This window comes from Halomonas eurihalina (assembly GCF_008274785.1).
Classification (GTDB): Bacteria; Pseudomonadota; Gammaproteobacteria; order Pseudomonadales; family Halomonadaceae; genus Halomonas; species Halomonas eurihalina.
The window spans coordinates 213,379-236,950 of record NZ_VTPU01000001.1 but is presented as its reverse complement, the minus strand read 5'-3'; the positions used below and the strand labels follow the sequence as shown (position 1 = coordinate 236,950).

General features: G+C 62.8%; 43 protein-coding genes and 2 pseudogenes. 32 read left to right on the top strand and 13 right to left on the bottom strand.

Annotated elements, in window-relative coordinates:
- Positions 1-1,026: 1,026 nt before the first annotated feature.
- From FZZ93_RS01255 to FZZ93_RS01210, 11 genes are all read right to left on the bottom strand, one after another.
- Positions 1,027-1,254 carry a hypothetical protein gene (locus FZZ93_RS01255; protein ID WP_149320515.1) on the bottom strand — a complete coding sequence of 76 codons (228 nt, stop codon included), beginning with the start codon at positions 1,252-1,254 and terminating at the stop codon, positions 1,027-1,029.
- A gap of 1 nt (position 1,255) precedes the next feature.
- Positions 1,256-1,765: a hypothetical protein gene (locus FZZ93_RS01250; protein WP_149320514.1), complete on the bottom strand. Its 510-nt coding sequence runs from the start codon at positions 1,763-1,765 to the stop codon at positions 1,256-1,258.
- Positions 1,762-2,049, bottom strand: coding sequence for a hypothetical protein (locus FZZ93_RS01245; protein WP_149320513.1), 288 nt, complete (start codon positions 2,047-2,049; stop codon positions 1,762-1,764). The genes FZZ93_RS01250 and FZZ93_RS01245 overlap by 4 nt, the downstream gene beginning before the upstream one ends.
- On the bottom strand, positions 2,046-2,750 hold the full coding sequence (locus FZZ93_RS01240) for an ASCH domain-containing protein (protein WP_149320512.1): 705 nt from the start codon (positions 2,748-2,750) through the stop codon (positions 2,046-2,048). Before FZZ93_RS01240 ends, FZZ93_RS01245 begins: the two co-directional genes overlap by 4 nt.
- Complete coding sequence (locus FZZ93_RS01235) at positions 2,747-3,682, bottom strand: recombination-associated protein RdgC (RefSeq protein ID WP_149320511.1); 936 nt, start codon at positions 3,680-3,682, stop codon at positions 2,747-2,749. The genes FZZ93_RS01240 and FZZ93_RS01235 overlap by 4 nt, the downstream gene beginning before the upstream one ends.
- A gap of 2 nt (positions 3,683-3,684) precedes the next feature.
- Positions 3,685-4,434 (bottom strand): DUF2786 domain-containing protein, encoded by a 750-nt coding sequence (locus FZZ93_RS01230; protein ID WP_149320510.1) that lies wholly within the window; start codon positions 4,432-4,434, stop codon positions 3,685-3,687.
- An 82-nt stretch (positions 4,435-4,516) separates the two neighbouring features.
- Positions 4,517-4,669, bottom strand: a complete 153-nt coding sequence (locus FZZ93_RS18275) for a hypothetical protein (protein WP_187774425.1) — start codon at positions 4,667-4,669, stop codon at positions 4,517-4,519.
- A 53-nt stretch (positions 4,670-4,722) separates the two neighbouring features.
- Positions 4,723-5,010: a hypothetical protein gene (locus tag FZZ93_RS01225; protein ID WP_149320509.1), complete on the bottom strand. Its 288-nt coding sequence runs from the start codon at positions 5,008-5,010 to the stop codon at positions 4,723-4,725.
- A complete protein-coding gene (locus tag FZZ93_RS01220; protein ID WP_149320508.1) occupies positions 5,007-5,300 on the bottom strand; it encodes a hypothetical protein in 294 nt (97 codons plus the stop codon). Before FZZ93_RS01220 ends, FZZ93_RS01225 begins: the two co-directional genes overlap by 4 nt.
- Positions 5,297-5,623, bottom strand: coding sequence for a response regulator transcription factor (locus tag FZZ93_RS01215; protein WP_149320507.1), 327 nt, complete (start codon positions 5,621-5,623; stop codon positions 5,297-5,299). Before FZZ93_RS01215 ends, FZZ93_RS01220 begins: the two co-directional genes overlap by 4 nt.
- A 392-nt stretch (positions 5,624-6,015) precedes the next feature.
- Complete coding sequence (locus FZZ93_RS01210; RefSeq protein WP_149320506.1) at positions 6,016-6,489, bottom strand: helix-turn-helix domain-containing protein; 474 nt, start codon at positions 6,487-6,489, stop codon at positions 6,016-6,018.
- A gap of 398 nt (positions 6,490-6,887) precedes the next feature.
- Between FZZ93_RS01210 and FZZ93_RS01205 the strand changes: the two genes are divergently transcribed.
- Positions 6,888-7,169 (top strand): hypothetical protein, encoded by a 282-nt coding sequence (locus FZZ93_RS01205; protein WP_149320505.1) that lies wholly within the window; start codon positions 6,888-6,890, stop codon positions 7,167-7,169.
- 307 nt (positions 7,170-7,476) lie between these two features.
- Here FZZ93_RS01205 and FZZ93_RS01200 read toward each other — a convergent pair whose 3' ends face one another.
- A complete protein-coding gene (locus FZZ93_RS01200; protein ID WP_149320504.1) occupies positions 7,477-7,749 on the bottom strand; it encodes a hypothetical protein in 273 nt (90 codons plus the stop codon).
- An 80-nt stretch (positions 7,750-7,829) separates the two neighbouring features.
- Here FZZ93_RS01200 and FZZ93_RS18685 point away from each other — a divergent pair.
- Positions 7,830-7,985, top strand: a pseudogene (locus tag FZZ93_RS18685) (hypothetical protein); the annotation flags it as partial.
- A 6-nt stretch (positions 7,986-7,991) separates the two neighbouring features.
- On the opposite strand, the gene FZZ93_RS18600 reads toward FZZ93_RS18685, so the two are convergent.
- A complete protein-coding gene (locus tag FZZ93_RS18600) occupies positions 7,992-8,123 on the bottom strand; it encodes a hypothetical protein (RefSeq protein ID WP_281290345.1) in 132 nt (43 codons plus the stop codon).
- A gap of 258 nt (positions 8,124-8,381) precedes the next feature.
- Between FZZ93_RS18600 and FZZ93_RS18680 the strand changes: the two are divergent.
- The 30 genes and pseudogenes from FZZ93_RS18680 to FZZ93_RS01060 all read left to right on the top strand — a co-directional run.
- Positions 8,382-8,525, top strand: a pseudogene (locus tag FZZ93_RS18680) (DnaT-like ssDNA-binding domain-containing protein); the annotation flags it as partial.
- A gap of 85 nt (positions 8,526-8,610) precedes the next feature.
- Complete coding sequence (locus FZZ93_RS18465) at positions 8,611-9,393, top strand: replication protein P (RefSeq protein ID WP_407650222.1); 783 nt, start codon at positions 8,611-8,613, stop codon at positions 9,391-9,393.
- A 157-nt stretch (positions 9,394-9,550) separates the two neighbouring features.
- Complete coding sequence (locus tag FZZ93_RS01185) at positions 9,551-9,886, top strand: hypothetical protein (protein WP_149320501.1); 336 nt, start codon at positions 9,551-9,553, stop codon at positions 9,884-9,886.
- On the top strand, positions 9,883-10,179 hold the full coding sequence (locus FZZ93_RS01180) for a hypothetical protein (protein WP_149320500.1): 297 nt from the start codon (positions 9,883-9,885) through the stop codon (positions 10,177-10,179). Before FZZ93_RS01185 ends, FZZ93_RS01180 begins: the two co-directional genes overlap by 4 nt.
- Positions 10,176-10,520, top strand: a complete 345-nt coding sequence (locus tag FZZ93_RS01175) for a hypothetical protein (RefSeq protein ID WP_149320499.1) — start codon at positions 10,176-10,178, stop codon at positions 10,518-10,520. The genes FZZ93_RS01180 and FZZ93_RS01175 overlap by 4 nt, the downstream gene beginning before the upstream one ends.
- A complete protein-coding gene (locus FZZ93_RS18595; RefSeq protein ID WP_281290344.1) occupies positions 10,517-10,645 on the top strand; it encodes a hypothetical protein in 129 nt (42 codons plus the stop codon). Before FZZ93_RS01175 ends, FZZ93_RS18595 begins: the two co-directional genes overlap by 4 nt.
- Complete coding sequence (locus tag FZZ93_RS01170) at positions 10,635-10,913, top strand: hypothetical protein (RefSeq protein ID WP_149320498.1); 279 nt, start codon at positions 10,635-10,637, stop codon at positions 10,911-10,913. The genes FZZ93_RS18595 and FZZ93_RS01170 overlap by 11 nt, the downstream gene beginning before the upstream one ends.
- A complete protein-coding gene (locus tag FZZ93_RS01165; protein ID WP_149320497.1) occupies positions 10,910-11,488 on the top strand; it encodes a VRR-NUC domain-containing protein in 579 nt (192 codons plus the stop codon). The genes FZZ93_RS01170 and FZZ93_RS01165 overlap by 4 nt, the downstream gene beginning before the upstream one ends.
- Positions 11,478-12,047: a hypothetical protein gene (locus tag FZZ93_RS01160; RefSeq protein ID WP_149320496.1), complete on the top strand. Its 570-nt coding sequence runs from the start codon at positions 11,478-11,480 to the stop codon at positions 12,045-12,047. The genes FZZ93_RS01165 and FZZ93_RS01160 overlap by 11 nt, the downstream gene beginning before the upstream one ends.
- A gap of 152 nt (positions 12,048-12,199) precedes the next feature.
- A complete protein-coding gene (locus FZZ93_RS01155) occupies positions 12,200-12,763 on the top strand; it encodes a glycoside hydrolase family 24 protein (protein ID WP_149320495.1) in 564 nt (187 codons plus the stop codon).
- On the top strand, positions 12,760-13,089 hold the full coding sequence (locus FZZ93_RS18270) for a hypothetical protein (protein ID WP_187774424.1): 330 nt from the start codon (positions 12,760-12,762) through the stop codon (positions 13,087-13,089). Before FZZ93_RS01155 ends, FZZ93_RS18270 begins: the two co-directional genes overlap by 4 nt.
- Positions 13,089-13,526 carry a 3TM-type holin gene (locus tag FZZ93_RS18265; RefSeq protein ID WP_187774423.1) on the top strand — a complete coding sequence of 146 codons (438 nt, stop codon included), beginning with the start codon at positions 13,089-13,091 and terminating at the stop codon, positions 13,524-13,526. The genes FZZ93_RS18270 and FZZ93_RS18265 overlap by 1 nt, the downstream gene beginning before the upstream one ends.
- Positions 13,523-13,738: a hypothetical protein gene (locus tag FZZ93_RS01145; RefSeq protein ID WP_149320493.1), complete on the top strand. Its 216-nt coding sequence runs from the start codon at positions 13,523-13,525 to the stop codon at positions 13,736-13,738. The genes FZZ93_RS18265 and FZZ93_RS01145 overlap by 4 nt, the downstream gene beginning before the upstream one ends.
- Positions 13,719-14,081, top strand: a complete 363-nt coding sequence (locus tag FZZ93_RS01140) for an HNH endonuclease (protein WP_149320492.1) — start codon at positions 13,719-13,721, stop codon at positions 14,079-14,081. Before FZZ93_RS01145 ends, FZZ93_RS01140 begins: the two co-directional genes overlap by 20 nt.
- Positions 14,082-14,187: 106 nt before the next feature.
- A complete protein-coding gene (locus FZZ93_RS01135; protein WP_149320491.1) occupies positions 14,188-14,634 on the top strand; it encodes a phage terminase small subunit P27 family in 447 nt (148 codons plus the stop codon).
- A gap of 3 nt (positions 14,635-14,637) precedes the next feature.
- Positions 14,638-16,356 carry a terminase large subunit gene (locus FZZ93_RS01130; RefSeq protein WP_149320490.1) on the top strand — a complete coding sequence of 573 codons (1,719 nt, stop codon included), beginning with the start codon at positions 14,638-14,640 and terminating at the stop codon, positions 16,354-16,356.
- Positions 16,357-16,566: a hypothetical protein gene (locus FZZ93_RS01125; protein ID WP_149320489.1), complete on the top strand. Its 210-nt coding sequence runs from the start codon at positions 16,357-16,359 to the stop codon at positions 16,564-16,566.
- Positions 16,567-16,575: 9 nt separating this feature from the next.
- Positions 16,576-17,808 carry a phage portal protein gene (locus FZZ93_RS01120; protein ID WP_149320488.1) on the top strand — a complete coding sequence of 411 codons (1,233 nt, stop codon included), beginning with the start codon at positions 16,576-16,578 and terminating at the stop codon, positions 17,806-17,808.
- Positions 17,805-18,407, top strand: a complete 603-nt coding sequence (locus FZZ93_RS01115; protein WP_149320487.1) for an HK97 family phage prohead protease — start codon at positions 17,805-17,807, stop codon at positions 18,405-18,407. Before FZZ93_RS01120 ends, FZZ93_RS01115 begins: the two co-directional genes overlap by 4 nt.
- 26 nt (positions 18,408-18,433) lie before the next feature.
- Positions 18,434-19,660: a phage major capsid protein gene (locus tag FZZ93_RS01110; protein ID WP_149320486.1), complete on the top strand. Its 1,227-nt coding sequence runs from the start codon at positions 18,434-18,436 to the stop codon at positions 19,658-19,660.
- Positions 19,661-19,702: 42 nt separating this feature from the next.
- Positions 19,703-20,047: a head-tail connector protein gene (locus FZZ93_RS01105; RefSeq protein WP_149320485.1), complete on the top strand. Its 345-nt coding sequence runs from the start codon at positions 19,703-19,705 to the stop codon at positions 20,045-20,047.
- Between the two features lie 10 nt (positions 20,048-20,057).
- Positions 20,058-20,474: a hypothetical protein gene (locus FZZ93_RS01100; protein ID WP_149320484.1), complete on the top strand. Its 417-nt coding sequence runs from the start codon at positions 20,058-20,060 to the stop codon at positions 20,472-20,474.
- Positions 20,474-20,668, top strand: a complete 195-nt coding sequence (locus FZZ93_RS01095) for a hypothetical protein (protein WP_149320483.1) — start codon at positions 20,474-20,476, stop codon at positions 20,666-20,668. Before FZZ93_RS01100 ends, FZZ93_RS01095 begins: the two co-directional genes overlap by 1 nt.
- Before the next feature lies 1 nt (position 20,669).
- The gene (locus FZZ93_RS01090) at positions 20,670-21,002 is read left to right on the top strand and encodes a phage head closure protein (RefSeq protein WP_149320482.1); all 333 of its coding nucleotides are present in this window, start codon (positions 20,670-20,672) and stop codon (positions 21,000-21,002) included.
- Positions 20,995-21,471, top strand: a complete 477-nt coding sequence (locus FZZ93_RS01085; protein ID WP_149320481.1) for an HK97-gp10 family putative phage morphogenesis protein — start codon at positions 20,995-20,997, stop codon at positions 21,469-21,471. The genes FZZ93_RS01090 and FZZ93_RS01085 overlap by 8 nt, the downstream gene beginning before the upstream one ends.
- Complete coding sequence (gp17, locus tag FZZ93_RS01080) at positions 21,468-21,839, top strand: tail completion protein gp17 (RefSeq protein WP_223111746.1); 372 nt, start codon at positions 21,468-21,470, stop codon at positions 21,837-21,839. Before FZZ93_RS01085 ends, gp17 begins: the two co-directional genes overlap by 4 nt.
- A 33-nt stretch (positions 21,840-21,872) precedes the next feature.
- On the top strand, positions 21,873-22,370 hold the full coding sequence (locus FZZ93_RS01075; protein ID WP_149320480.1) for a phage tail tube protein: 498 nt from the start codon (positions 21,873-21,875) through the stop codon (positions 22,368-22,370).
- On the top strand, positions 22,367-22,765 hold the full coding sequence (locus FZZ93_RS01070) for a phage tail assembly chaperone family protein, TAC (protein WP_149320479.1): 399 nt from the start codon (positions 22,367-22,369) through the stop codon (positions 22,763-22,765). The genes FZZ93_RS01075 and FZZ93_RS01070 overlap by 4 nt, the downstream gene beginning before the upstream one ends.
- Positions 22,765-23,034, top strand: a complete 270-nt coding sequence (locus FZZ93_RS01065) for a phage tail assembly protein T (RefSeq protein ID WP_149320478.1) — start codon at positions 22,765-22,767, stop codon at positions 23,032-23,034. Before FZZ93_RS01070 ends, FZZ93_RS01065 begins: the two co-directional genes overlap by 1 nt.
- A 64-nt stretch (positions 23,035-23,098) precedes the next feature.
- Positions 23,099-23,563 carry a PH domain-containing protein gene (locus tag FZZ93_RS01060; protein ID WP_149320477.1) on the top strand — a complete coding sequence of 155 codons (465 nt, stop codon included), beginning with the start codon at positions 23,099-23,101 and terminating at the stop codon, positions 23,561-23,563.
- Positions 23,564-23,572: the final 9 nt, after the last annotated feature.

Below are 23,572 nucleotides of genomic sequence, written 5' to 3'. Positions count from 1 at the left end.
GTCTTCTCGCACCCAGTAGTCGAACGAGGCTCTGCCAGATCGACAGACCGAGTTGCAGAACCTGGATTCGGTGCGTGCAGGAGGCGTGAGATCATCGGTGGTTCGTGGGATGGCTGTGACTCGACTCCCCGAAACGGGATCGTGATGCTGCCGGGCTTGGTTGGATGTCTGAAGAGGCGGAGGGCGGCATATGGACCCAAACACCACTGGCATGAGCGTGTGTCGCTGTTTTACCACAGGGCGCGGACAGTTCGGCTTGCTACTATAGGTGCACTATCCCTCTATCGGAGAGCCATATGCATGTACTGAAAACTGGTTTGTTGGTTGGTCTTATGGCCATAGGACTTTCTGCCTGTGGCACGACGACAGGCGAACGCGCGCTAAGTGGAGCAGGCGTGGGCGCGGCCGTGGGTGGTGCAGCGGCTGCTGTAACGGGGGGCGATGTCTCTCAAGGTGCCGTTATAGGTGCTGGTGCAGGGGCTGCTACAGGGGCTGCGACAGACGAGAATGACATCAATCTGGGCGATTGAAGCCGTGGGAGGCTTCAATCGCCGCACAATCCTGCCTTTCGGTCCGGCGTTGGGCGATGCCCAGCGCCACGCCCTTCGGCGATGCCATATCGGCGCTCGAACCTCTTGTGCCATTGCGTGACCTCGATGTTTTCGTTCTCGCCGATTTCATCGATCGGTAGAACCCAGGCATCTTGGCCGAGCAATTCGTATGAAGTGGGCTTCTTGCTTATGGCAGGGGCCTGTTGGCGCACACAGTGCCAACAGAGAAGGCGAGCTTGTCAAATGCTGACCAACGTCTTGACCACGCTATGCCCAAGACAGGCATATCCATGCCCATTTGGCGTCTGAGTGTTCAGTAACTTACTGAAAAATAAGAATTAAATGGTGCGGATGGGGAGACTTGAAGAGACTATATAAATCAACGTACTAGAAGCCGATTTCCCAAAAGGCATACATAGAGGCATACAAAAATTTCTGCGTTGTATGCCTGAATTTTTTCTTGCTGGCGCGCCCATCATGCTTGGGCACGCTCAATCAGGATCTCACTATAGCGGTAAATCTCCGACAGGCGGAAGAGCACCCGTGCTCCTCGCTCGGTTCCCGTCTTGAATCCGGTTGGGCAATCCGGGTCCATCTTGCGCAGGCGATCGAACTCGGTAGGGCTTCGGCCCAGGATCCGGGCTGCCTCCTTCCGACTGATCTGCACGTACTTGGGATCTAACCACTGGTTGATGTCTTGCATTTCAGTCTCCTGTATATCGACGTCCGCCATGGCCAAGCCCTCCGGACCCTCGCCAATGCTGTTCGCGCTGCACCCAGTCCGGTAACTCGTCGCGTTTTGCTTTGATGATCTCCTGCACCTCGGGAAGGGCGACTAGCTCGCGTAGCCGGCCGAGCTCCTGGTGCTGGCGCTGGATCACGCCGATGGCCACCTCGGCCAGCTCCCACATGTCCTGCGGTGTCTCGCTGTCCCTTTTCACCTTTCCCAGCCCGTAGCAGCCACCGCAGGGGCGCCCCTTGTTGCCCTTGATGCTGTCCCGCCCGGTACCCAGGCACACCGTGCAATCGTCGGCAGCGATTGACCGCCAATGCTGGCGCCAGTCGTCCAGCGTGGTGGCGCTCGTCACGTCCTTGTCGAGGTCGCGGTAGGCCACCAGCTTTTGTCCTTCCAGGGCACTGCCTCCGTCGAACTGGTTGAGCTCGGCATACCGGCCACCGTGCTGGCGGTGGGTGTGTGTTGCACGACTTGTCACGCTGCCTTGCTCCCCAATTGCTGGCGCAGGCCCCGGGCAAATTCCCCGAGCCGGTGGGTGGAGAGGATGCCGACGCGCGAGCGCAGGAAGATACGCCGGGCTGCTGCCCGCTCGGCATCAATGTCGATGGGTGTGCCCTTGGGGGCGATCAGCGTCATAGAACGCACGCCCAGAGACTCATAGCGGTGCCAGATGACATGGGCGGCCAAGCCGGTCTGGCGAGCGAGGTCATAGACGGTGATCATTTTCCCGGTGCGCGGGTCGAGGATCGGGTCGGCGGTCATGACGGCACCTCCGAATCGACTCGCTGGAACTCGACGACCCAGACCCATGGGTTGTCTGCCCATGAGCCGTTGCCGTTGATCCGCTCCCAGACGCGGCGGAAGGCGCGTCGAGGCTTCTCGTACCATCCGCAGTACCGAGCGCCCTCGGTTTCCGAGTTGTCGCAGCCCTCTTTCTTGGCATCTGCCTCGGTGATGTCCTGCAGGCGCTCGACACGCACGGCTGTGACCTCGAGCAGTAATCTCGCCATGGATCGGGGCATGTGGATGCTGGGCCGTCGACGGATCTCATGGGGCTCGACCTCAGAAGGGTCGTCAGGACCGGGACGCAGCCCCCAGCCCAGCACCTCTCGGCCATACTCTGACTCGGTGTATACCGGGCCAACGAACCCGTGCTCCTCAACGCGCAGCGTCGTCTCCCGTACCCACAGCTGGTCGCCGGGCTGGCCATAGGGGCATGGGATGATGTCGTGCTCGTATTTGCCAGAGCCCGGGTGAATCTCGCGGCGAATGAATGCGCCAAACTTCCCCTTCTTCGGGTGTGAGCTGGTGATGTAGCCCAGCCTCATGGCCGCGCCTTCAGCAGTCTCGAATGACCAGCCGTTGGACGGCTGCAACTTCACCACCCTGCGCGTCTGCGTCTTCCGGCCATCGAGGATGGCGCGGACCATCTCGTCGTTGAACAGGATCGGGCGCTCTTTCATGACGGCACCTCCTGTCCCTGCTGCGCTTCCCCTCCCAGCCAATCGATTAGGCGGTCGATGCTGGCGCCCAGGGCTTGGGCCATGAGCAGGAAGTCGGTCTCGAGGCGCACCAAGGCGTCGCCTTCGTCGTCGGCCTGGCTGGCTTCGTCGATTACGGCGTCGTCGAAGCGGATGGACTTGATGGCCAGGTCGTCGTGGAGCACGAACGTCATGCGCCCCTCAGTGCCCAGGGCGAGCTTGCTGACCATCCGGCCACTCTCGAGGTGCTTGAACATTTCATCGCTGTCCAGATCCACCTGGCGGGCGCGGATCACGCCGTCGTCGCCCTTGGCCTTCAGTTCCGCCTGGTCGCCGATGATTAGGTCGGCCGGGCGGTTGGATGGGGCGATCATCCAGTGGGTCATGGCCCGCATCGGCAGGGTGTTGGTGGCCAGCGGGGTGACGCGCAGACTGCCCAGCGTCTCGCGCAGCAGGTCGAGCACTTCCTCGGCACGCTTGCGGCTGCTGGTATTGATGCCGATGAGCTGGCGCCGGTGGTCCCACCACAGGTCGATGCGCTGGGTGCGGACGAAGGCACGGGGCAGCAGTTCCTCGTAGACCTGCTCCTTGAGGGTGAGCTTTTCCTGCCGGCGCAGCTTGCGGCCTTCGGCTGCCTCCTGCGCGCTGGCGCGTTCCTCGACCTCCTCACTGACCACAGCAGGCGGCAAGATCCGCTCCTGGCGTAGGGCGGACAGGAGATACTGGCCCTGCAGGTGGTGGTAGAGCTGGCGCCGAATGCTGGCTCGGCCAGCCGGAGGGCACCATCCGATGCGGCGTGCTTCGCTGCCGCCAAGAGGACGGGATTCCTTGGCCTCGACGCGATCATCGATGCAGCCGCCGTCGATGCCGGCCACGGCGTGGACGCGGTACAGCTGAAGGTTCTTGAACCACATGGTTATGCCTCCGAAGCGTGCGTCAGGGTGTTGGGGGCGTGTTGCGCCAGCTCATAGCCCAGCGCAACTCCATGGCCGTACGCTTCGCCACTGTTGAACGCCCTTGCTGACTGGACTTGGCCTTTGGGGCGCCAGCCGCCGATTTTTGTATCAGCGAGTAGGGCGCTGATGTCAGCAGCTGCGGTGTCATACATCGAGGCAAGCACCGGTAGCTGCGCCCCATCCTCGTCTTCCAGGGCGCCTTTACGTCCCGCCTCGATCAGCTCATGTACACGCACTCGGATGCGATACGACGCGCCCTCGCAAAAGCTGGTAATCCACGTCATCGGGTGAATGTGCTTCGGGCGCACCTCTCGGCTGCTACGCTTCGCCTCCGCGTAGACAGATCTCACGACCGACTGAATGACGCGCATCGCCGTTTCGCGGTGAAGCTCTCTCCCCACCAGGGAGAAGCGCTTGCCAGCTCCCTCTCCTTGGCGTCGGTAGCGCGGCTGGCCGTGAGTGAGCCCCTTGCAGAAATACAGCCGGGCGATAGCGAACATGACCTCCTGGCACCATTCGCCGCGTACCAGCAGCGTGTTCTTGTCGCCCCAGCTCACTCCATCGCTGTCATCGATCTCTGACTCATCCATGCCATGCTTTGCGAGCAGCGCGTGGAGTCGGCGCGCGGCGATCATCGCCTCATGCTCGCTGGAAGCGTCGTCAGCCATCGCCTTAAGGCGGCGCAAGCGCTCTTTCGTTTTTTCGTCCATAAGATCTCCTGGTCAGGCAGCTATTCGACGGGTAGCCGGTACGCGGCCGGCTGGTCATCAAGCAGATCGTTGGCAGCGGGTATCAGCAGCCCGTGGTCGGCCAGCGATTCGACGGTGCGGTGATGGACGGGCGTGCCGTCGAACAGCCGCCAGCCCCCCCATGCAGGTGATAAACAAGCTGCTGGCGCTCACGCAGGGCGGCGACAAGACGTTGCTGTGGTTTGGTCATGCGCATGGCAGAACCTCCGGAATAAAAAGCCCGGCCCGGAGGCCGGGAAACGCAGGGATTCAGTTGCTGGCGAGCTGGCGCTGGTCATGGCCCTGGGCTGACATGCCCGGGCACTGCTCGTCGGCGATGTCCTCGTAGTCCGGGTGGCCGGTGCGGATCTCCGGGGCAATGCCACGACGGGCCTCGGCCTGCCAGGTGGCGACGCCGGCGCAATACTGCCGCTGCATCTCGGCGGCGATCTCGCGGTCGGTCTGCTGGACGTTGGCGAGAACCAGGAGGCCGGCACAGGCCAGAGGCAGGGCGCCGAAGCCCAGCACGAGACGTTTCAGGTCGGTCAGGTTGCTCATGACGCCTCCCGGTCGCGCAGTGTGATGTTGCCGTTGTCGTGCAGCCGCTCGAGCATCCACGTGAGCCACCGGATGGCCCCAGCAGGTGTGCGGTGTGGCTGGCTCGATACGATCTCGATGGACAGGTAGGTGCCCGGCACCTTGAAGGCGGGGCGATAACCCGTACGCGGCTTGCCCGGGGTGACCTCATGCGCGACCAACTCGACATCGGGATCAGTTACGCCGTCGCGCTGGGCGTATTCGCGCCAGGCGGAAGCCATGTGGCGAAGAGGGATCGTGATAGTGCTCATGCCAGCACGCTCCCCAGGTCGCGACGACCTACTCGGCTGCTGCATGTGATGGGTTGGCGTGTAGTCACTGGCTGACGGGCGCGTGTCGTCTGGCCGTGCAGGTCGGCGAGCATCAACGCCAGTGCGAGCGGGGCGATCCATCCGCGTGATATGGCAATGGCGATCAGGTGAGCAGTGTTGCGGGCGTTGGTGCGCTGGCAAGCCTGCTTTACCTGTGTTCGCACTGTTAGGACTGATCGACAGAGGCTGATGGCTATCTCCTCGGCGGTCATGCCATCAGCCAGACGGCTCACTATCTCAGCTTGTCGCTTGGTCAGGTCCATGTGTTATCGCCTTGATAATCAGGTTATGGCCTGATGTTAGGAGCGCGGATCTAAAATATCAAGGGATAAACTGATAAAGGGAGGAGTGTGGAGAGAAGATCAGGTTTATGATCTTGAATTTCGGGCGGGATTTTCTTCAACTTTTTTACGAGCACGCAGCAGGTCGAACGCCTTGCATAGGTTCACGAGAGATTCTCGCGAGCGTTCCTGCGTGTTTTGATCATGGCCATCAGTGTCAGGAGTGGCGCTAGACCGTTCCTCCATGGATTCCCCCGCGTTCATGTAATGCTGTTTATATATACAGTAACCGAAGAATTCAGATACAGCTACCTCGATGTGCTAGACATAAAAAAGCCCGCAGTTTTGCGGGCTTGCATGATGTATGGCGGGGGTTACTCAGAGGGAGGGGCTTGCTCACGTATGGAGAGAGCATATCTGAACAGTATGCCGTAGGCCTCATCCTCTCCCTTGCCTTGCAAGACCAGTTCGTGAGCCTTCTCCATCACGGAACTGAACTGTTCGACGCTCCCCTCTGGCAAGGCGGCCTTGGTGACCGTGCTGGTCAGCTCTCCGGCCAGCCTCAGCGCCTCATCGGTTGCGAGGCCTGCTTGTGTAGGTGCGTCCTCTCCGGCCAGCTCGGCGGCTGAAACGCCATATTTGGATGCTAGCCGTATAAGGATCTTGTCGCTCGGTGCCGTTTTCAGGCTTTTCCAGTCGGACACAGACTGGGCTTTAACGCCTGCGTCGTCGGCAATCAGTACGCCCAGCCCTCGCTCCTGATGGTGGTCATGGTAGTCCATCGCCGCCTTGGATATGGCGGCCCACATCCTGCGCTTCTCTTCATCCGTGGGTTTGCGGCGGGGCATCGGGTATCTCGCGATTATCAACTAATAGCTTGATTGTAGGCACCTCACATCCATTCTCAATACCGAAAATCAGGTATTGTCTTGCCAATATCAGGCCAATGAGGCTAGCATAATCAGGAGTAGACCTGATATTAAGGCTGGCCATGACGACTCAACCCACATCTCTCAAAGACGTCATCAACGATTGCGGTGGCGCTCCTGCCGTAGCGAAGCGGCTGAATCGGAGCAACCAGTACGTCCACGAGTGGCTGCAGAGAGGTCATCTGCCGCTGTCCGAACTGACTGGGCGGACCCGCTACAGCGAGACCCTCGCCTCTATGCAGCGCGAGGGGAAGCTGTCTGCGGCTGAAATCCGCCGCATTGGGCTGCGGCTCTAGGCCAGCGGGCGAGGGGACGTCATGACGACGATGACAACGACACCGATGGGTCGCTACCGCGACCACCTGATCGACGAGACGAACCGCCTGCAGCGCGAGCGTGCTGAGCTGGCCGTGACCGGCCCGATGCTGGCCCGCCTCTGCTGTGACCTGCGGTACCACCAGGCAATGACCGATCTGCTGGCGCTGACCGAGGCGTGGGACGACGACGCCCAGGTACGCATCAACGGTCGCCGGCTGATGCACCAGTTCTTTGCCGACCACTACCAGCACGAGCTCGAGCAGCTCGAGGGGGCAGCGTGATGTTCTTCGAAGAAGCGAGGCGGGTCGTAAGGGCGTTGCGTGAACCTGAGCAGTGGAGCGCCCACCGTTACTACCTGAAGCATGAGCCTACAGGGTGGTCATTGTGGATCGGTAGCGGACCGCTTTTCGTTCAACCCTATCTTCCCGTGGATGAAGCTCCGGGTCAGCCCGAGTGGGCCGATCCCAGACCCGCCCGGTATGGGGTACTGGACCAGCTGATCATCTGGTACGGCGGTGCCCGTCGCTGGAATCGAAGAATCAAGCGCGAGTCCATTCGACGGGCACGGTTCAAGGGGGATGCGTGATGTCAGATCCTGCCGCGAACCTTGTCCACGAGATCCTCGATCTCCGTCAGGAGGCCTTGCCCGGAGTCCGAGTCGAGAAGCGACTGAAGCTCGGCCAGGCAGTCATGGCGCGGATCGATGTCGTGCCTGGGCCGACCAGTGCCCATAAGGTGGCTCTGCATCCGGTCGTCAAAGGTCTGGCTATCAGCCAGTGCCGATTCGATTCTCGAAAGACGACCCAAGATCTCGGCCTGGGTCAGCAGGACAGTCCTCAGCATTTGATCCGTTTCGGTCATGGTGTTGCTCCTTTGGGTTGCGTGAGAACTCCCACTGTAGCGGGTGACACCATGGCCCTCTACAACGCCGGGGGTGTGGCATGAGCCTCGCGGCAATGAACTGGGCCCGGCAGTCGATGAAGACGCTGCCCTCGGATGTTCGCGCACCAGCACGGCTGGCGCTGATGCTGATGGCTGACTATGCCGACGAGGACCACGTGTGCTGGCCCTCGATCAAGACCATGTCCGAGGAAATGGGCTGCTCAACCCGGAGCGTCCAGCGTGCGATCGATGCCCTCGAGGAGCGTGGTCTGCTGGCCGTGCAGAAGCGCCAGGCAGCCAATGGACGTCAGCAGTCGAATCGGTACCGCTTGGCCGTCGGGGCAGGGTGTCAATCTGTCACCCCCTCTACTTCTGACCAAGCTGAGTCGGTGGAAGGGGGTGACAATCTGACACCCTCCGAGGGTGACAAATTGTCAGGGGAGGGTGACAGCCCTGTCAGGGGGAGGGTGACACCGGTGTCACCCCTTGAATCTACCACTGTGAACCTAAACCCCCCTCCCTCTGACGCGCGTGGCGTGTTCGATCGAGCAGCCCAGCAGGACGACCAGGGCCGACCGGTCGACAACACCCCGACGTCACGCCAGCAACCGATGACCTACGACTGGCAGCCCGATGCTGGCGCCCTGGCCATGGCGTGCCAGCGCCGGGGCATGGCAGCCGACACCCAGCCCGATGCCGCCACTCTGGCGGACTTCGTGACCCACTTCGCCGAGCAGCCACACCAGCGCCGCACCCACCAGGGGTGGCACGAGCGCCTGGCCAAGTGGTTGAGCGAGAACCGTCAGCGCCAGCCGCTGGCTCCTACCGGAGGACCTGACCATGCACAACGCCCAGCAGCTTACCGAAGCGACGATCGCCGGTCTGAACGCGAAGCGGTCCGGGAACAGCTCGCCAACCCGGGAGACACCAGCTGGGCAGACGGCTGGTGGCCAGAAGACGACACCACCGAGAGAGCAGACGCTGGCGCTGGTGAACCAGGTGTTCACCCGGCTGGAAGCGATCTTTCCGAGGACCTGGGCGAGTGCGTTCCCGAGTGCGGACATGCTGAATCTGGCTCGTCGGGAGCTGGCGCAGGAACTGACCCGCTGGTCGGCACTGCCGACGCGGCAGGTGGTCGAGCGGGCGATGAGCGAACTGAAGCGAGCGGGGAGTACCTGGCCGCCGACGATCCCGGTGCTGGTCTCGATGCTGGCGCCTACCCCGGAGGACTTCGGTATGCCGGCGACTGGTGAGGCCTGGCGCGAGGCGCTGGCCCACGCCCATGAACCTCGCCGGCACCGGTGGAGCCATGAGGCCGTGAGGTTGGCCGGCAATGCCGTCGGCTGGTGGGACCTGACGCACACCACGGCGCAGAGCCAGTGGCCACGCCTCGAAAAGCGGTTCGTCCGCGAGTACCAAGCCCTGGTCAATCGGGTGATGGCCGGCGAGGACCTGACGCCGCGCCAGTTGCTCGAGCACGACGGCCACCGCTCACAAGCCGAACTCGCCGAGCGGGCCGGGCAGGAACGCGCCGACCGGCTGGTGGATGACGCCGGCCTGCCGCATCGAATGAACGCCGACCAGGGACTGCGCTCCCTGCGTGCCGCGCTGGGGAGGGGATGACGATGAGATTGCTTGGAGTGCTGGTCTCTGTGACTGGCGGGGTCAATGGAGGGGCGCTGGTCCATGCCTATGGAATGGGCGCGCTGATTCTGGCTATCCCCGTGGCGATCATCATGGGGGCGGGGGTTGCGTACATGGAAAAACGGGGAGCTTGGTGATGACGGCACTGATGCAGCCCGCTGGCCGGGAAGTATCCCGCGAGGGCTATGACGATGTCCGGCGCTCGGGTCGGCAGGCCCGCCAGCACCAGCAGGTACTCGATGCCATCCGGCAGGGTGGCCCATGCACTCGGCAGCGCCTTTCGGAGCTGACCGGGCTGGCGCTGTCCTCGATCTGCGGTCGCTGCCGCGAACTGCTCGATACCGGCCAACTGACCGTGATTGGAACTGCCGGCAAACCGGCCCGCCAGATCCTGGCCTATGTGCCCGAGGAGGCCAACGACGCGCCTCGGGGTGACCTGCTCGACGATTGCACGGAGGTGGCCCAGCCATGAAGCCGATCGACATCGAACACGAGGTGCTGCTGGCGCTGCGCTCAACGCCAGGGCAGGCCATCCACGCTATCCGTCGCCGGATCACCACCGCCCACGGCGAAGGGCCAGGCTGGCGCCAGGTGGCCAACACGGTGAACCGCCTCGAGCGTCGTGGCTGGGTGCGGATCGTCGCCGAGCAGGAGATCAACGAGGTATGGCATCCCGCCTATGGGCTGACCGATGCCGGTCGCGAGCAGGCCGACCGGGTGCATGCCCAGCGGATCAATGCCAGGGGAGCGGAGGTGTCGGTATGAACATCTTTATGCGCATCCACGACCGACTGACCGGGGTGCTGGGCCGGGACTGTCAGGGCAAGCCGCTGCGCAAGGGTGATCAGGTTATCGCTGTGGTGGGCGTCCGGCCAGAGTACGAAGGCCTCGAGGCTATGGTCATGCGGCTCTATCAACCACCCGGCGCGACTGAACGCCTTGCATGGGGAAGCGGGCCGTGGGTGTTGTTGTCGGGCAACCTGGCTTGCCGAGCCAGTTGCTTGAAGCGCGTCGACTTCGACGAGGGTGCTAACTGGGATCGTACATCCGAAATTACCGGCTGGACGCCGCGCACCATTAAGCAGCCGAGCGAGGTGACGCAATGAGTTTGATCGCTTGGATCGCCTGGGTGTTGGCCGGGCTCGTCATTCTTGCCGCCTTCGTCTTGGGCAACGTCTGGCGGGTGATGAGTGACATGGATGCCCGGGGAGACATTCACAATGACGACTGATCGGCAGAGCCTTGCGCAGCAGGCCGGGATGCTCTGCAACCTGCCTGCGTTTGGCCGCTACCTCGACGCGCGTGCCCGTCGTGACAAGGGGCTGACACGCGAGCAGCTCCCGGACGGTACCCACAACGCCGAGGACGCGGCCGATGCCATGCGCCGGGCATGTGGCGTGGAAAGTCGTGCAGACCTGGATCGGGATGAGCAAGCGGCAGCGATGTTTCGACGGATCGTTGCGGACTTTGGGCGCTGGAAGAGAAGGAACGAGGCATGAGCTGGAACCAGGGGAAACGTCCGGCGCAGAAGAAGCGCACATGGCGTCAGAAGTCCTTGAGCAGCGCACCGCCCGGTGGTGGGCTGCCTGCACCGGCATCCCAGCCACGCCGGCGGCATGTCGATTGGGAAGGGCAGGAGCAGATGGCCCTGATCCGGTGGCTGTATGGCGAGAAGATGCGCGGGCAGCCGGTGGGCGAGCTCTACGACGCTATCTATCACCCACCCAATGGTGGGGCGCGTCACAAGAAGACGGCCATGGATATGAAGCGCCAGGGCGTGAAGTCCGGGGTGAGTGACCTGGTGGTCCGGCAAGCCAGAGGTGGGTGGCATGGTCTCTACCTCGAATTGAAGGCCACGCCACCGAGAAATGCCGGTCTGGCCGACAGCCAGCGCGAATGGCTCGAGGGATCGGAATATGAGGGCTACTGCTCATCGCTGGCGCTGGGCTTCGAGGAAGCCAAGGCGGTACTGCGCGAATATGCGAGCTGGCCGCGCACCTTGGTGATGGGCGATCGGCTGGCGCTGACGAACGGCACGGAATGGAGAAAAGGGGACGAAGCGAATGACCCGTGATGAGTGGCTGAAGGTGGCCAACCCTTGGCGGATCGTGGAGGCGGCAGCCTATGACGAGCTCGCTCGGGATGCTGCGGTGGTGCGCATCATCGATACCTGCCTGGAGCTGAAGCTGGTCCGACGTCATGACAGCGTCGGGTATAAGCCATTCTCAGTGACCGGGACTGTGCCCATGCCGGGGAGTGGTCGCAATATCGATCAAGCCATGTTGGCGGCTGAGCGGTATCGGCCGGAGAGTGATTGGCACAGGGTATGTGGGTGGCTTCTGGATCAGATGCCCAAGCGACAGGCGGCAGCGATGATGCTGCAGGCGGCTCGGGTGAGGCCTGACAAACTGGGCAGCAGCCAGTGGGCCGTGACCGCATCCCAGATGGTGGAGCGCCAGGCATTACTGTTGCGCGACCTGGGGATGGTGGAGTACGTGCCGACCCCGTTCCAGAGCGTCGAGGATCTCCAGAAGGCCGCTCAACGTGCGAGGAAGCGCTTGCGCGAGTGGCTCGCTGAAGAAACATGCGATCAACATATTGACGAAGTGTCCGGTTGGAGATACCTTATCTAGTAGGCTGATCGCGCTATGCGCTCAAAGCCACTTCACATCAACGCCCTGTCGGTTTTCCGGCGGGGCGTTTTCGTTTTAGCCGTTCCTCGGGTGCTTCGTCCCCTTGTCACCCTGCCTTGAGGGGAACGGCTTCTTATCGCTCCGGAGTCATCATGCCTCGCATCTCACCAGCTGCCGCCGGCGGCCGGAACGTGTGCGCGTTCCTCGACACCATCGCGCACGCGGAGATCGGTCCGGAGATGCTGGCGATGTCCGATGACGGCTACGACGTCCTGGTCGGATCGCTGCCCGGCGACCTGCACCTTTTTGCCGAGTATGCCGATCATCCGCTGATCAACGCCTCAGCCATCGAGTACGCCCCAGGTGTCTGGTCAACGGCGGCCGGTCGATACCAAATCCTGTCGCGGTACTGGCGCCACTATCAGCGCCAGCTAGGCCTGCCCGATTTCGGGCCCGAGAGCCAGGATCGTTATGCCATCCAGCAGATCCGCGAGCAGCGGGCACTGCCTCTCATCCAGTCCGGCCGGTTCAGCCGGGCCGTCGAGGCCTGTTCGAACATCTGGGCGAGCCTGCCGGGCGCCGGTTATGGGCAGCGTGAGCACGAGCTCAAGAATCTGGCGAGGGTATATGTGGACGCCGGCGGCCAACTCGCCGGGCGTGACCGCGATTGGTATGACCGAGTCGTCAAACTGCCTGCGGGCAGGGGGGCGACGTGACTATGGATCAAGTGCCGAGCAATCGGTCACAGCTCGACCGCATCGAATCCGGCATCAAAGAACTCAACGAGCGGATGGCTCGCATCGAGGAGCGTCAGCACAGCCAGGGCGCCAAGCTCGAGGCGCACGAGTCGCATCTCTCCGACCACTCTCAGCGCCTGCGCGAGGTCGAGCTGCGCAATGCCGTAGCCGAGGCAACTGGATCGCACCAACATCGCCAGCTCTCTGGGCGCTGGGCCGCATTGGGAGCTATCGGCATGCTCCTGCTGGGCGGGCTGCTCACTGTCCTATCAAAGCTGGGTGCAGCCTTGATAGGAGGTTACTGATGGGACTGATCGAGAAAGCCCTGGGTGCACTTACTGGCCCGCTGTTCGACGTGATCGACGAGGCCGTGACCGACAAGGACGAGGCCAATCGTCTGAAGTCACAGATCAAGACGCGCCTGATCGAGTCTCGCGATTCTGCGATGAAGGCCCGGATGGAGATCATCCTGGCGGAGGCGCAGGGTGAGAGCTGGATTCAGCGCTCGTGGCGCCCGCTGCTGATGATGGTGATCGTAGTCATCATCGCGAACAACTACCTGCTAGCCCCGTACCTGGGCGCGATGTTTGGTGTAGGCCTGCAACTCGAGCTGCCCGAGCGCATGTGGGATCTGATGACGCTGGGCGTTGGTGGCTACATCGCCGGCCGCTCCGGGGAGAAGATCGCTCGCGGCACCGCTGGCAAAGGCTTCATGGATGCGGTCAAGACGAGGGTTAAGTGATGCTCTATACCGTGGACAACACACAGCCAGGCAGCAAGGTGCTGCTGAACGGCCGCGAGGTGAGCCATGTGGTAATGGCGGACACCTCGAAGGGGAAGCTGGTTAGGTGCCGCACGCCGCTTCGCGCGGACAAGTGGAGAAAGCGCGTGCTGCGTGAGACGTTGCGTGGCCACGTCGAGGTGATCACATTCCATGCCTCGACGTCCTGCTAGTCCATGTCGCGCACGACTGTGCGGCAACCTCACCCGGGAGCGCCACGGCTACTGTGAGGAACACGCGGATCTGGCCAAGCCGTGGACCCGTGGGCGTGGCGGTCGCGGTCGTGGCGGCCGGCCTTGGCGTCGACTGCGTCGCCAAGTCCTCGAGCGCGATCAGTACCTGTGCCAGCGATGCCGGCGAGCCGGCCGGGCAGCCGAAGCCAGCGAGGTGGACCACATCGTACCTACGGCTGAGGGCGGCGCCACAGCCGGGCACAACCTCGAGGCCCTATGCGGGCCGTGCCACAAGGCGAAGACGCTGGAGGAAGCCCAGCGGGCCCGTCAGCGCGGCGGCTGACGACCCCGGGGGGTGGTCAAATCTCTACCGCCCTGGCCGCCGGACACCGCCCGCCTAATCAGATTTTTTTACGCGAGAAATAACGAAAGTTTTTTCGGGGGCTCGGATGAGCAACGCCGCACCGGTTCGAGCCTCGGGAGGGGGGCGCAAGCGCAAGTCGAGCCAGAAGCACAAGAGCTCGCTGACTCGCATCGCACCACCGGATGACCTGATCGATGAGGTGGCCGTCCGCGTCTGGAAGACCCAGTCCAAGATCCTGATCGAGCGCGGCACGTTCGAGCTCGAGGACGCTCCGCTGCTGATCGCTTACTGCAACAGCTTTGCCTACATGCTCCAGGCCGAGCAGGAGATCGCCGCCCAGGGCATGACCGTTCCCACTGCCGACGGCAGCATCAAGAAGTCGCCCTATGTCGCGGTTCGCAATGACTGCATTGCCCAACTGACGCGCACGGGCTCGCTCCTGGGACTGGACCCGCTGACGCGGCTACGCATGCTCGGCGGGGGAAATAACGACGGCGAGCAAGACGAGGGCAACGAATTCGACGAGTTCTGATCCATGGCCGCATACCCCAACGTGAACGCGGCGCAGAAGTACGCGCGCGACGTGGTCAGCGGCCGGATCGTGGCATGCAGCTACGTCAAAGCCGCGTGCGCCCGTCACCTGAATGACCTCAAGGCTGCTAAGGCCAAGAGCTACCCGTACCGGTTCGATCGCGACCTGGGGGAGCGTGCCTGCCGCTTCATCCAGTTGCTGCCGCACACGAAAGGTGAGTGGGCGCGCGGCACCCAGCGCATCGAGCTGGAGCCCTGGCAACTGTTCCTGTTCGCCGTGGCGTTCGGCTGGGTGCGGAAAGCCGACAAGATGCGGCGGTTCCGAGAGGTCTATATCGAGGTGCCGCGCAAGAACGGCAAGTCGATCATCGCCGCTGGTGCAGGGCTGTATGCCTTTTGCGCGGATGGTGAATATGGCGCCGAAGTTTACTGCGGCGCCACCAGCGAAAAGCAGGCGTGGGAAGTCTTCCGGCCGGCCATGAAGATGGCCAAGAAACTGCCCAACTTACGCAAGAAATTCGGCATTGTCCCTTGGGCCAAGAAGCTCGAACGCACCGATGGCAGCGTCTTCGAGCCGGTGATCGGCGACCCCGGCGATGGTTCGAGCCCATCCTTTGCGATCATCGATGAGTACCACGAGCACCTGGACTCGCGTCTCTACGACACCATGGTCACCGGTATGGGGGCGCGCTCCCAGCCACTGGCCTGGGTGATCACCACCGCCGGCTATGACATCGCCGGGCCGTGCTACGAGATGCGCGACCGCGTCGTCGAGATGCTGGATGGCGTGACCCAGGACGACGAGCTGTTCGGCATCATCTACACGATCGACAAGGACGACGATTGGACCACTGACGCGGCATTGCTCAAGGCCAATCCCAACGCCGGCATCTCGGTCAAGCTCGACTACCTGCGCAGTCAGCGCGACAAAGCGATCGCTCGGGCGCGCTACGCCAACCAGATCAAGACCAAGCACCTCAATGTCTGGGTCTCCTCGAAAGAGGGGTACTTCAACATGGAGGACTGGAAGCGCTGCGAGGATCGGTCGCTGACCATCGACCAGTTCCGTGGCGAGAGCTGCATCCTGGCGTTCGACCTGGCGCGCAAGCTGGACCTGACTGCGATGGCACGGGTCTTCACGCGCGTGATCGACGGCAAGACGCACTACTACAGCGTCGGCCCGCGCTTCTGGGTGCCCGAGGACGCCGCCTTCGACAACGAGGACCGGCGCACGGCAGAGCGCTACCAGGGGTGGATCGAGGCCGAAGTCCTGGATGCCACCGACGGTTGCGAGGTCGATTACCGCGAGATCCTCGAGTGCGCCAAGGAAGCGAACCTGGAGACGCCGGCCACTGAGTCACCGATCGATCCACATGGGGCGGCCAACCTGTCGCACCAGCTGGATGACGAGGGGCTGACGCCGATCACCACCCAGCAGAATTACACCAATCTCTCGGACCCGATGAAGGAACTCGAGGCGGCGATCGTCGCCGGACGCTTCCATCACGACGGCAACCCGATCATGACCTGGTGTGTGGGCAATGTGGTCGGCAAGCATCTGCCCGGCAATGACGACGTGGTGCGCCCGATCAAGCAGGGCGACTACAGCAAGATCGACGGCGCGGTCGCGCTGATCATGGCCATCGGCCGTGCCATGGCGGCCGCGCAAGAGGGCGACAGCGTCCTCGACACCCTTACCGATGACGACGTCCTGGTGATGTAAATGCGCCACTTCCTGTTCGACACCCTGGGCCTGTCCGGCTTCGGGGCGATGACCTATGGCCTGTATCTGCGGTTCGGCCTGGCGGATGCCCTGATTGTGTCCGGCGGACTGCTGTTGGTGCTGGCGCTGGTCGGAGCTCGGGCTATCAAGCGATCGCCAGTGCCTGATCCGCAAAAGAAAACCCCCGCCCAGCCTCCACGTAAACGGTAAGGAGAGAGCATGTTTCTCGATGCACTGTTTTCGCCGGGAGCTGAGGGCCGATCCCTGGAGAACCCTGACGAGCCGATCACCGGGCAGTCGCTGGACGAGTACCTCGGCGAAGCCGGCATCAGCGTGAATAACCAGAACGCGATGACGCTGTCGGCCGTCTATGCCTGCATCTATGTGCTGTCGTCGTCCATCGCCCAGTTGCCGCTGCATGTCATGCGCAAGCAGGGCGACAGCATCGAGGCGGCGAAGGACCATCCGGCCTACTGGATGCTCCACGACGAGCCCAATGCCTGGCAGACCAGCTACAAGTGGCGCGAGACCAAGCAGGGCCACGTCCTGGGCTGGGGCAATGGGTTCACCCAGGTGGTGCGGTCCAATCGCGGCGAGCTGCGTGAGTTGGTCATGCGCCGCCCCTGGGAAACCCAACTGGTCAAGAACGGCAACCGGTGGCTGTACGCCGTCGTGGAAGAGGACGAAGGTGCCCGGGCGGTGCAGCTCGAGGACATGATTCACGTCCGGGCCCTGGGTTCCGACGGCCGCACCGGCAAGAGCCTGATCCGTCAGCATGCCGAAACTATCGGGCTGGGCCTCGCGGCCCAGCAGTACGGCAAGGATTTCTTCGGTGGCGGCGGGCGTCCTACCGGGCTGGTGACCGTCAAGAACACGCTGCAGAAGGACAGCTGGGAGCGGCTGAAAGACACGTGGCAAAAGTCGGTCAGCCGGCTCAAGGGAAGCGAGAACAAAACGCTGATGCTGCCGGCGGACCTCGACTACAAGTCGATCACCATCCCGCCGGAAGATGCCCAGTTCCTGGAGACCCGCAAGTTCAACCGGTCCGAGGTGGCCGGCATCTTCAATGTGCCGGCGCACATGATCAACGACCTGGACAAAGCGACGTTCTCGAACATCAGCGAGCAGGCCATCCAGTTCGTGCGCCACACCATGATGCCTTGGATCGTGAACTGGGAGCAGGAGATCAACCGCCGGATCTTCACTCGCGCGGAGCGTGCTGCCGGCTACTACTGCAAGTTCAACCTCGCCGGCCTGCTGCGCGGCACCGCCAAGGAGCGTGCTGAGTTCTACCACTACGCCATCACCGACGGCTGGATGGATCGCAACGAGGCCCGGGTGCTCGAGGACATGAACCCGCGCGATGGCCTCGACGAGATGCTGATCAGCGTCAACGCCCAGCCGGCCAGTCAACTGGGCCAGCCCAATAACCCCGAGGAGCCGACCTCATGAGCGATGTCGAGAAACGCGCGCTCGTCTGCGAAGTGCGCGCGGAAGAAAGCGAGGAGGGGCAGCCGGCGCGGATCGTCGGGCATGGCGCCGTCTTCAACTCGCGCAGCGAGATGATCATGGGCCTGTTCAAGGAAGAGATCGCCCCGGGCGCGTTCGATGACGTGCTCGGAGATGACGTGCGGGCCCTGTTTAACCACGACCCGAACTTCGTGCTGGGGCGGACCACCAGCGGCACCCTCGAGCTCTCCATCGATGCCGAGGGGCTGCGCTATGACATCAATCCGCCCGATACCCAGACGGTGCGTGACCAGGTGCTGGCGCCGCTACAGCGCGGCGACATCACCGGCAGCTCCTTTGCGTTCCGTGTCGCCCCCGATGGCGACGAATGGCACGAGGAAGACGACGGCCTGATCGTGCGCACCATCACCAAGTTCAGTCGCCTTCTCGATGTCTCGCCGGTGACCTACCCGGCCTACCCGGATGCGGGCGCTGCCAAGCGCTCCCTCGAAGCCCGATGCGCCGAGGTGAAAGGCCTGGCGCAGAAGGCCATCAACCAGCGCCGCGCCCGCGAGCGCTTCCTTGAGCTGATCCATGCCTGATCACCACCAACGCCCAGGAGGGCATCATGACACTCCATGAGCTGAAGCAGAAATACAGCGCCATCGCCAAGGACATGCGGGCGCTGCACGAAAACATCGGCGACGAAGCCTGGACCGACGAGCAGCGCGGCCAGTGGCAGAAGATGAAATCCGATCTGGATGGCCTGGACGAGCAGATCAAGCGCGAGGAAGCGCTGCGCGATGCCGACCAGCGGTTCGTCGAAGAAACCGAGGAAGAGACTCGCGACGGCCTCGATGGCGAGGAGCGTGGTGGACAGTCTCAGGACGAGGAGCGAGCCCAGGCGTTCGACACCTTTTTGCGCCACGGGATGACCGAGATGACGACCGAGCAGCGCCAAGCGCTGCGCGAGCTGCGTGCCCAGGGTACTGCGCCGGACGAGAAGGGCGGTTATACCGTGCCGCGCGAGATGCTCAATCGCATCTACGAAGCCATGAAGGACTACGGCGGCCTGGCGTCAGTGGCGCAGGTCATTACCACCGATAGTGGCAATTCCATCGATTGGCCGACCAGCGACGGGACCTCCGAGGAAGGCGAGCTGCTGGGCGAGAACTCGGCTGCCAGCGAAGGAGATGTCGACTTCGGGATGGAGACGCTGGGCGCCAAGAAGCTCAGTTCCAAGATCATCCGCGTATCGAATGAGCTGCTCAACGATAGCGGCATCGACATCCAGGGCTTCCTGGCCAACCGGATCGGCAGCCGAATCGGCCGAGGCGAAGCTCGCTATCTGGTGCAGGGCACCGGCGCGGGGACTCCCGCCCAGCCCACCGGCCTCCAGGCTTCGGTGACTAACACTGTCACAGCCGCGAGTGCCGCCGAGTTCACTTGGCAGGAGACCAACGCCCTGATCCATGCCATCGATCCGGCCTTCCGCCGGGCGGCCAGCTTCCGGTTGGGGATGAACGACAACACGCTCAAGTTGATGACCGAGATGGAGGATGCCAACGGTCGGCCGTTGTGGCTACCCGAGGTGGCTGGCGCCGCCCCGGCCACCGTGTTGGGTCGCCAGTACTTCATCGACCAGGGCTTCGCCGATATTGGAGTCGATGCCAAGTTCCTGTTCGCCGGCGACTTCCAGCAGTTCATCATCCGCCGGGTCCGCTACATGGTGCTCAAGCGCCTGGTCGAGCGGTATGCCGAGTACGACCAGACTGCCTTCCTGGCCTTCCATCGCTTCGACTGCGTGCTGCAGGACGCGGCCGCCATCAAGGCGCTGCAGGGCGCAGCCGCGTAACCCACCGGGTCGCTGCGACGGCCCTGACACTCTGGAGCCGAGATGCTCGAGCTGGACATCATCAAGCAACACGTCCGGCTCGAGCCGGACTTCGACGAGGACGATACGCTCCTCGACACCTATGCCACTGCCGCTCACCGCTACGTCGAGAACCATGCGGGGCGCACCCTCTATGCGACCGAGACGGAAATCCCGACGGACAGCGAGGGCACCATCACGGATGAGCACGCCCTGGTGCTCGATGATGACCTGACCACGGCCATGCTGCTGCTGATCGGGCACTGGTACGAGAACCGGGAAGCTGTGGCGATGGGTACCACCGCGACCCAGGTGCCGATGGCGGTCGAGGCGCTGATCACTCCCTATCGCCACTTCCACTTCGATTAAGGAGGCCAACATGGCTAGGACATCGAAAGCGGCGCAGGCCAAGCGCGCTGCCCAACAGGCGGAAACCGCCACCCTCGAGCCCGAGGCCACGGCGGTGCCGGAACCGGAACAGACCACGGCCACCAAGGCCGTCGCCGAAACACGCGAAGACGCCGCCGCCGAGGGGAGCGGATCGGAAGAATCACTAGCGCCGGAACAGGCAGCGGGCACCGATGCTGGTGCTGACGCCAAGGAAAGCGAGCAGGCCAAGCCCCCGGCGTCCCCGAAGAAAACCGGTCAGGCCAAGCCGGCCACGTCTGCCGGCATGGTGGAGGCCACCCTCACGGCCCGTTGGGCCAGCGGCGGCCGAGCCCACAAGGCCGGTGACAAGGTGCGCATGACGCGCGGTACCTACGAGCGCCTCAAGAAATATGGTCGGGTGAAGTGATGAGTGCCGAGGATCAGGCGCTTGTCGAGGCGCTGAAGGAATCGGCCGCCGCACAGCGCGAGTCGGCCGCCGCCATGCGTGACCTAGCCGAGAGCAACCGCGCCATGGTCGACCTGCTGGCCGAGCAAATGGCGGATGAGGTGGACGAGGAGCGCGAGTCTCCGACCTACCTCGATGGCACGCCAAGGGGGTGACATGCGAGCGGGCAAGCTGCGGCATCGTGTGCGCATCGAGCGGCCCGAGCAGGGGCAGGACCCGGTTACCGGCGGGCCTGTGACCAACTGGGTGCTGGTGGCCACTGTGTGGGCCAGCATCGAGCCGCTCAGTGCCCGCGAATTCATCGCCGCCCAGGCATCGCAAAGCGAGGTCAGTGCCCGGGTGGTCATACGCTATCGCGACGGTATCGACGCCACCATGCGCATCGTGCACCGGGGGAAGGTCTTCAACGTCGCCGGCGTTCTGCCCGACCCCGAGAGCGGTCGTCACTACCTGACCCTGCCTGTCTCGGAGGGCGTCAACGATGGCTGAGAATGTCAGCTTTGACATCCAGGGGCTCGAGCCCGTCCTGGACAAGCTGAAAGAGCTGGAGAGCCTGCCGAAGAAGAAGGCTACGCGCTTCGCGTTGCGCAAGGCCGCGAACCTGGTGCGCGATCGCGCGAGGGACAATGCACAGCGACTGGATGACCCCGAAACCGCCAACAGCATTTCGGACAACATCGCGGTTCGCCAGGACACCAAGCACTACCGTCGAACCGGCGATCTCAAGATGAGCGTCGGGGTACGAGGTGGCGCCAAGAGCAAGGCGAAGAATGCCGCGCTCCCTGGCGGCGACACCTTCTACTGGAGATTCCTGGAGTTCGGTACCGAAAGCATCCGCGCTCGCCCCTTCATGCGCCCGGCGCTGGCCGAGAGTATCGACCCAGCGACAGACGTATTCGTGCGTCAGTTGGACAGGGCTGTTGATCGCGCCATCAAACGCGCCAAGAAGGGGAAATGATGCAGCCGCCGATCTTCTCCGTCTGTGCAGCCGACGCTGCCGTCACCGCGCAGTTGGGAACCAACCCGACACGGCTTTGGCCGTTTGGTGAAGCGCCCCAGGACGGCGTATTGCCCTATGCCGTGTGGCAGATCATCCCGGGTGGCGCTCCCGAGAACTTCCTGGCGGATCGCCCTGACATCGACAGCTTCACGCTGCAGGTCGATGTCTACGCCAACTCTGATGCCAGCGTCAACGACGTGACGCAGGCACTGCGCGATGCCATCGAGAGGCATGCCTACATCGTTCGATGGGGCGCCCAAGATACGAGCCCCGAGACGGGCCATCGCCATATCAGCTTCGACGTGGACTGGATGGTCCACCGATAACCCACCGCCCCGCAGGGGCACAGGAGAGCACCCATGTCGATTCTTACCCAGGGCACGGAAGTGTTCGTGCTCGACCCCGATGCGAGCGGCGGGCCGGCCGTTCTCAAGATCGAGTGCGCGACCTCACTCAATCCGGGTGGCGCACCGGCTGATCAGATCGAAGATACCTGCCTCGAGGAGCGTGACGCCAAAGCGTACAAGCGCGGTCTGCGTACTCCGGGCCAGGCGTCCCTCGGTATCAACGCTGACCCTCAAAAGGCCAGCCACGTACGCCTACACGCCATGTCGCAGGATGACACCCTGCCCAACCTGAAGTGGGTCGTCGGGTGGAGTGATGGTACCTCGCCGCCCACGGTGAACACCGCTGGCGATGATTTCGAGTTGCCTACCGATCGGACCTGGTTCCGGTTCCAGGGCTACGTCGCCGACTTCCCGCTGGACTTCCAAGGCAACACAGTGGTGGCCACCCAGGCGTCGATCCAGCGCAGCGGCGGGTCTCAATGGATTCCGAAAGGGGCAGCAGCAACATGAACCTGAGCATTGAAAACCTGCAGGAGATGGGCGCCTTCACAGGCGCCCCGGTCGAGAAAGAGGTCACCTGGAAGCAGGGCGACAAGGAGCTGACGGCCACCGTGTACGTCCGCAAAATGTCCTATCACACCGCCCGTAGCGACGTGATGGCCGCGCGCGGCGCCCATGATGGTCTCGCTGGTCGCATTGCTGCCTGCATCTGCGATGCGGACGGCAAATCGGTGTTCACTGCAGAGGACGTCACCGGTGAGGCAGACCCTGAGCGTGGTGCCCTCAATGAAAATCTCGTCATGGCGCTCTTGAACGTGATCGCCGAGGTGAACGGCCTGGGAAAAGCGAAGCCCCCTCGCCAGGGGACGTCGACGACGAAGCGGAGATCTGGCACGAGCTCGTGATGTGTGGCATCGGCGGTCGGACGATCGCCGAAGCTCAGCAGCGCCTGAGCTATACCGAGTTCCTCCAGTGGGTCGCCTTCCGCCGAAAGCGAGGATCGCTCCACTGGGGAATGCGATCCGAGCGTGATGCCGCGATGCTGGCAACGCTCTATGCCAACTACCACCGCAAGCCGCATACGCCACCCCATGCGATCAGCGACTTCATGCCACATGACCGCGAAGACGAGGGGGCGATCAGCTTGGAGGAGGCCATGGAGGAATGGCATTGAGATGTTCGCCATGAGGGGGTGCTGGTAATATAATTCCCTTCATAACTAAATGAAGGGGAACTGTATGGCCTATGTAGATTCAACGCTGATGTCTGGAGAGAAGGTGGAACACCGCGCCCGCCTTCACTGGATCATCTTGGTAGTGCCGCTGACATGGCTGGTTGTAGCCTATTATTTATTTACCCTTGATGTCAGTGAGGAATCATCAACGATCCTCGCAATGCTGGGAACCTTCGCAATGCTAGTGTTTATCGTGAAGGAGATTTCGGCAATCATTACATACTTCACCACCGAGCTGGCAGTGACGAGTAGGCGAGTGATTGCAAAGAAGGGATTGATCAGGAGGAAAACTGCCGAGCTCAACCACAGTAAGGTTGAGGGGATGAATGTTGATCAGTCTGTGCTAGGGCGCCTTTTAAATTATGGCACCTTGAATGTGAATGGAACTGGCGCTGGCCGTACCCCTGTTTCTGGTGTAAAAGCGCCTCTCGATTTTCGGCGTAGAGCGCTTGAGCTCATAGACGCATAATTCGTTATT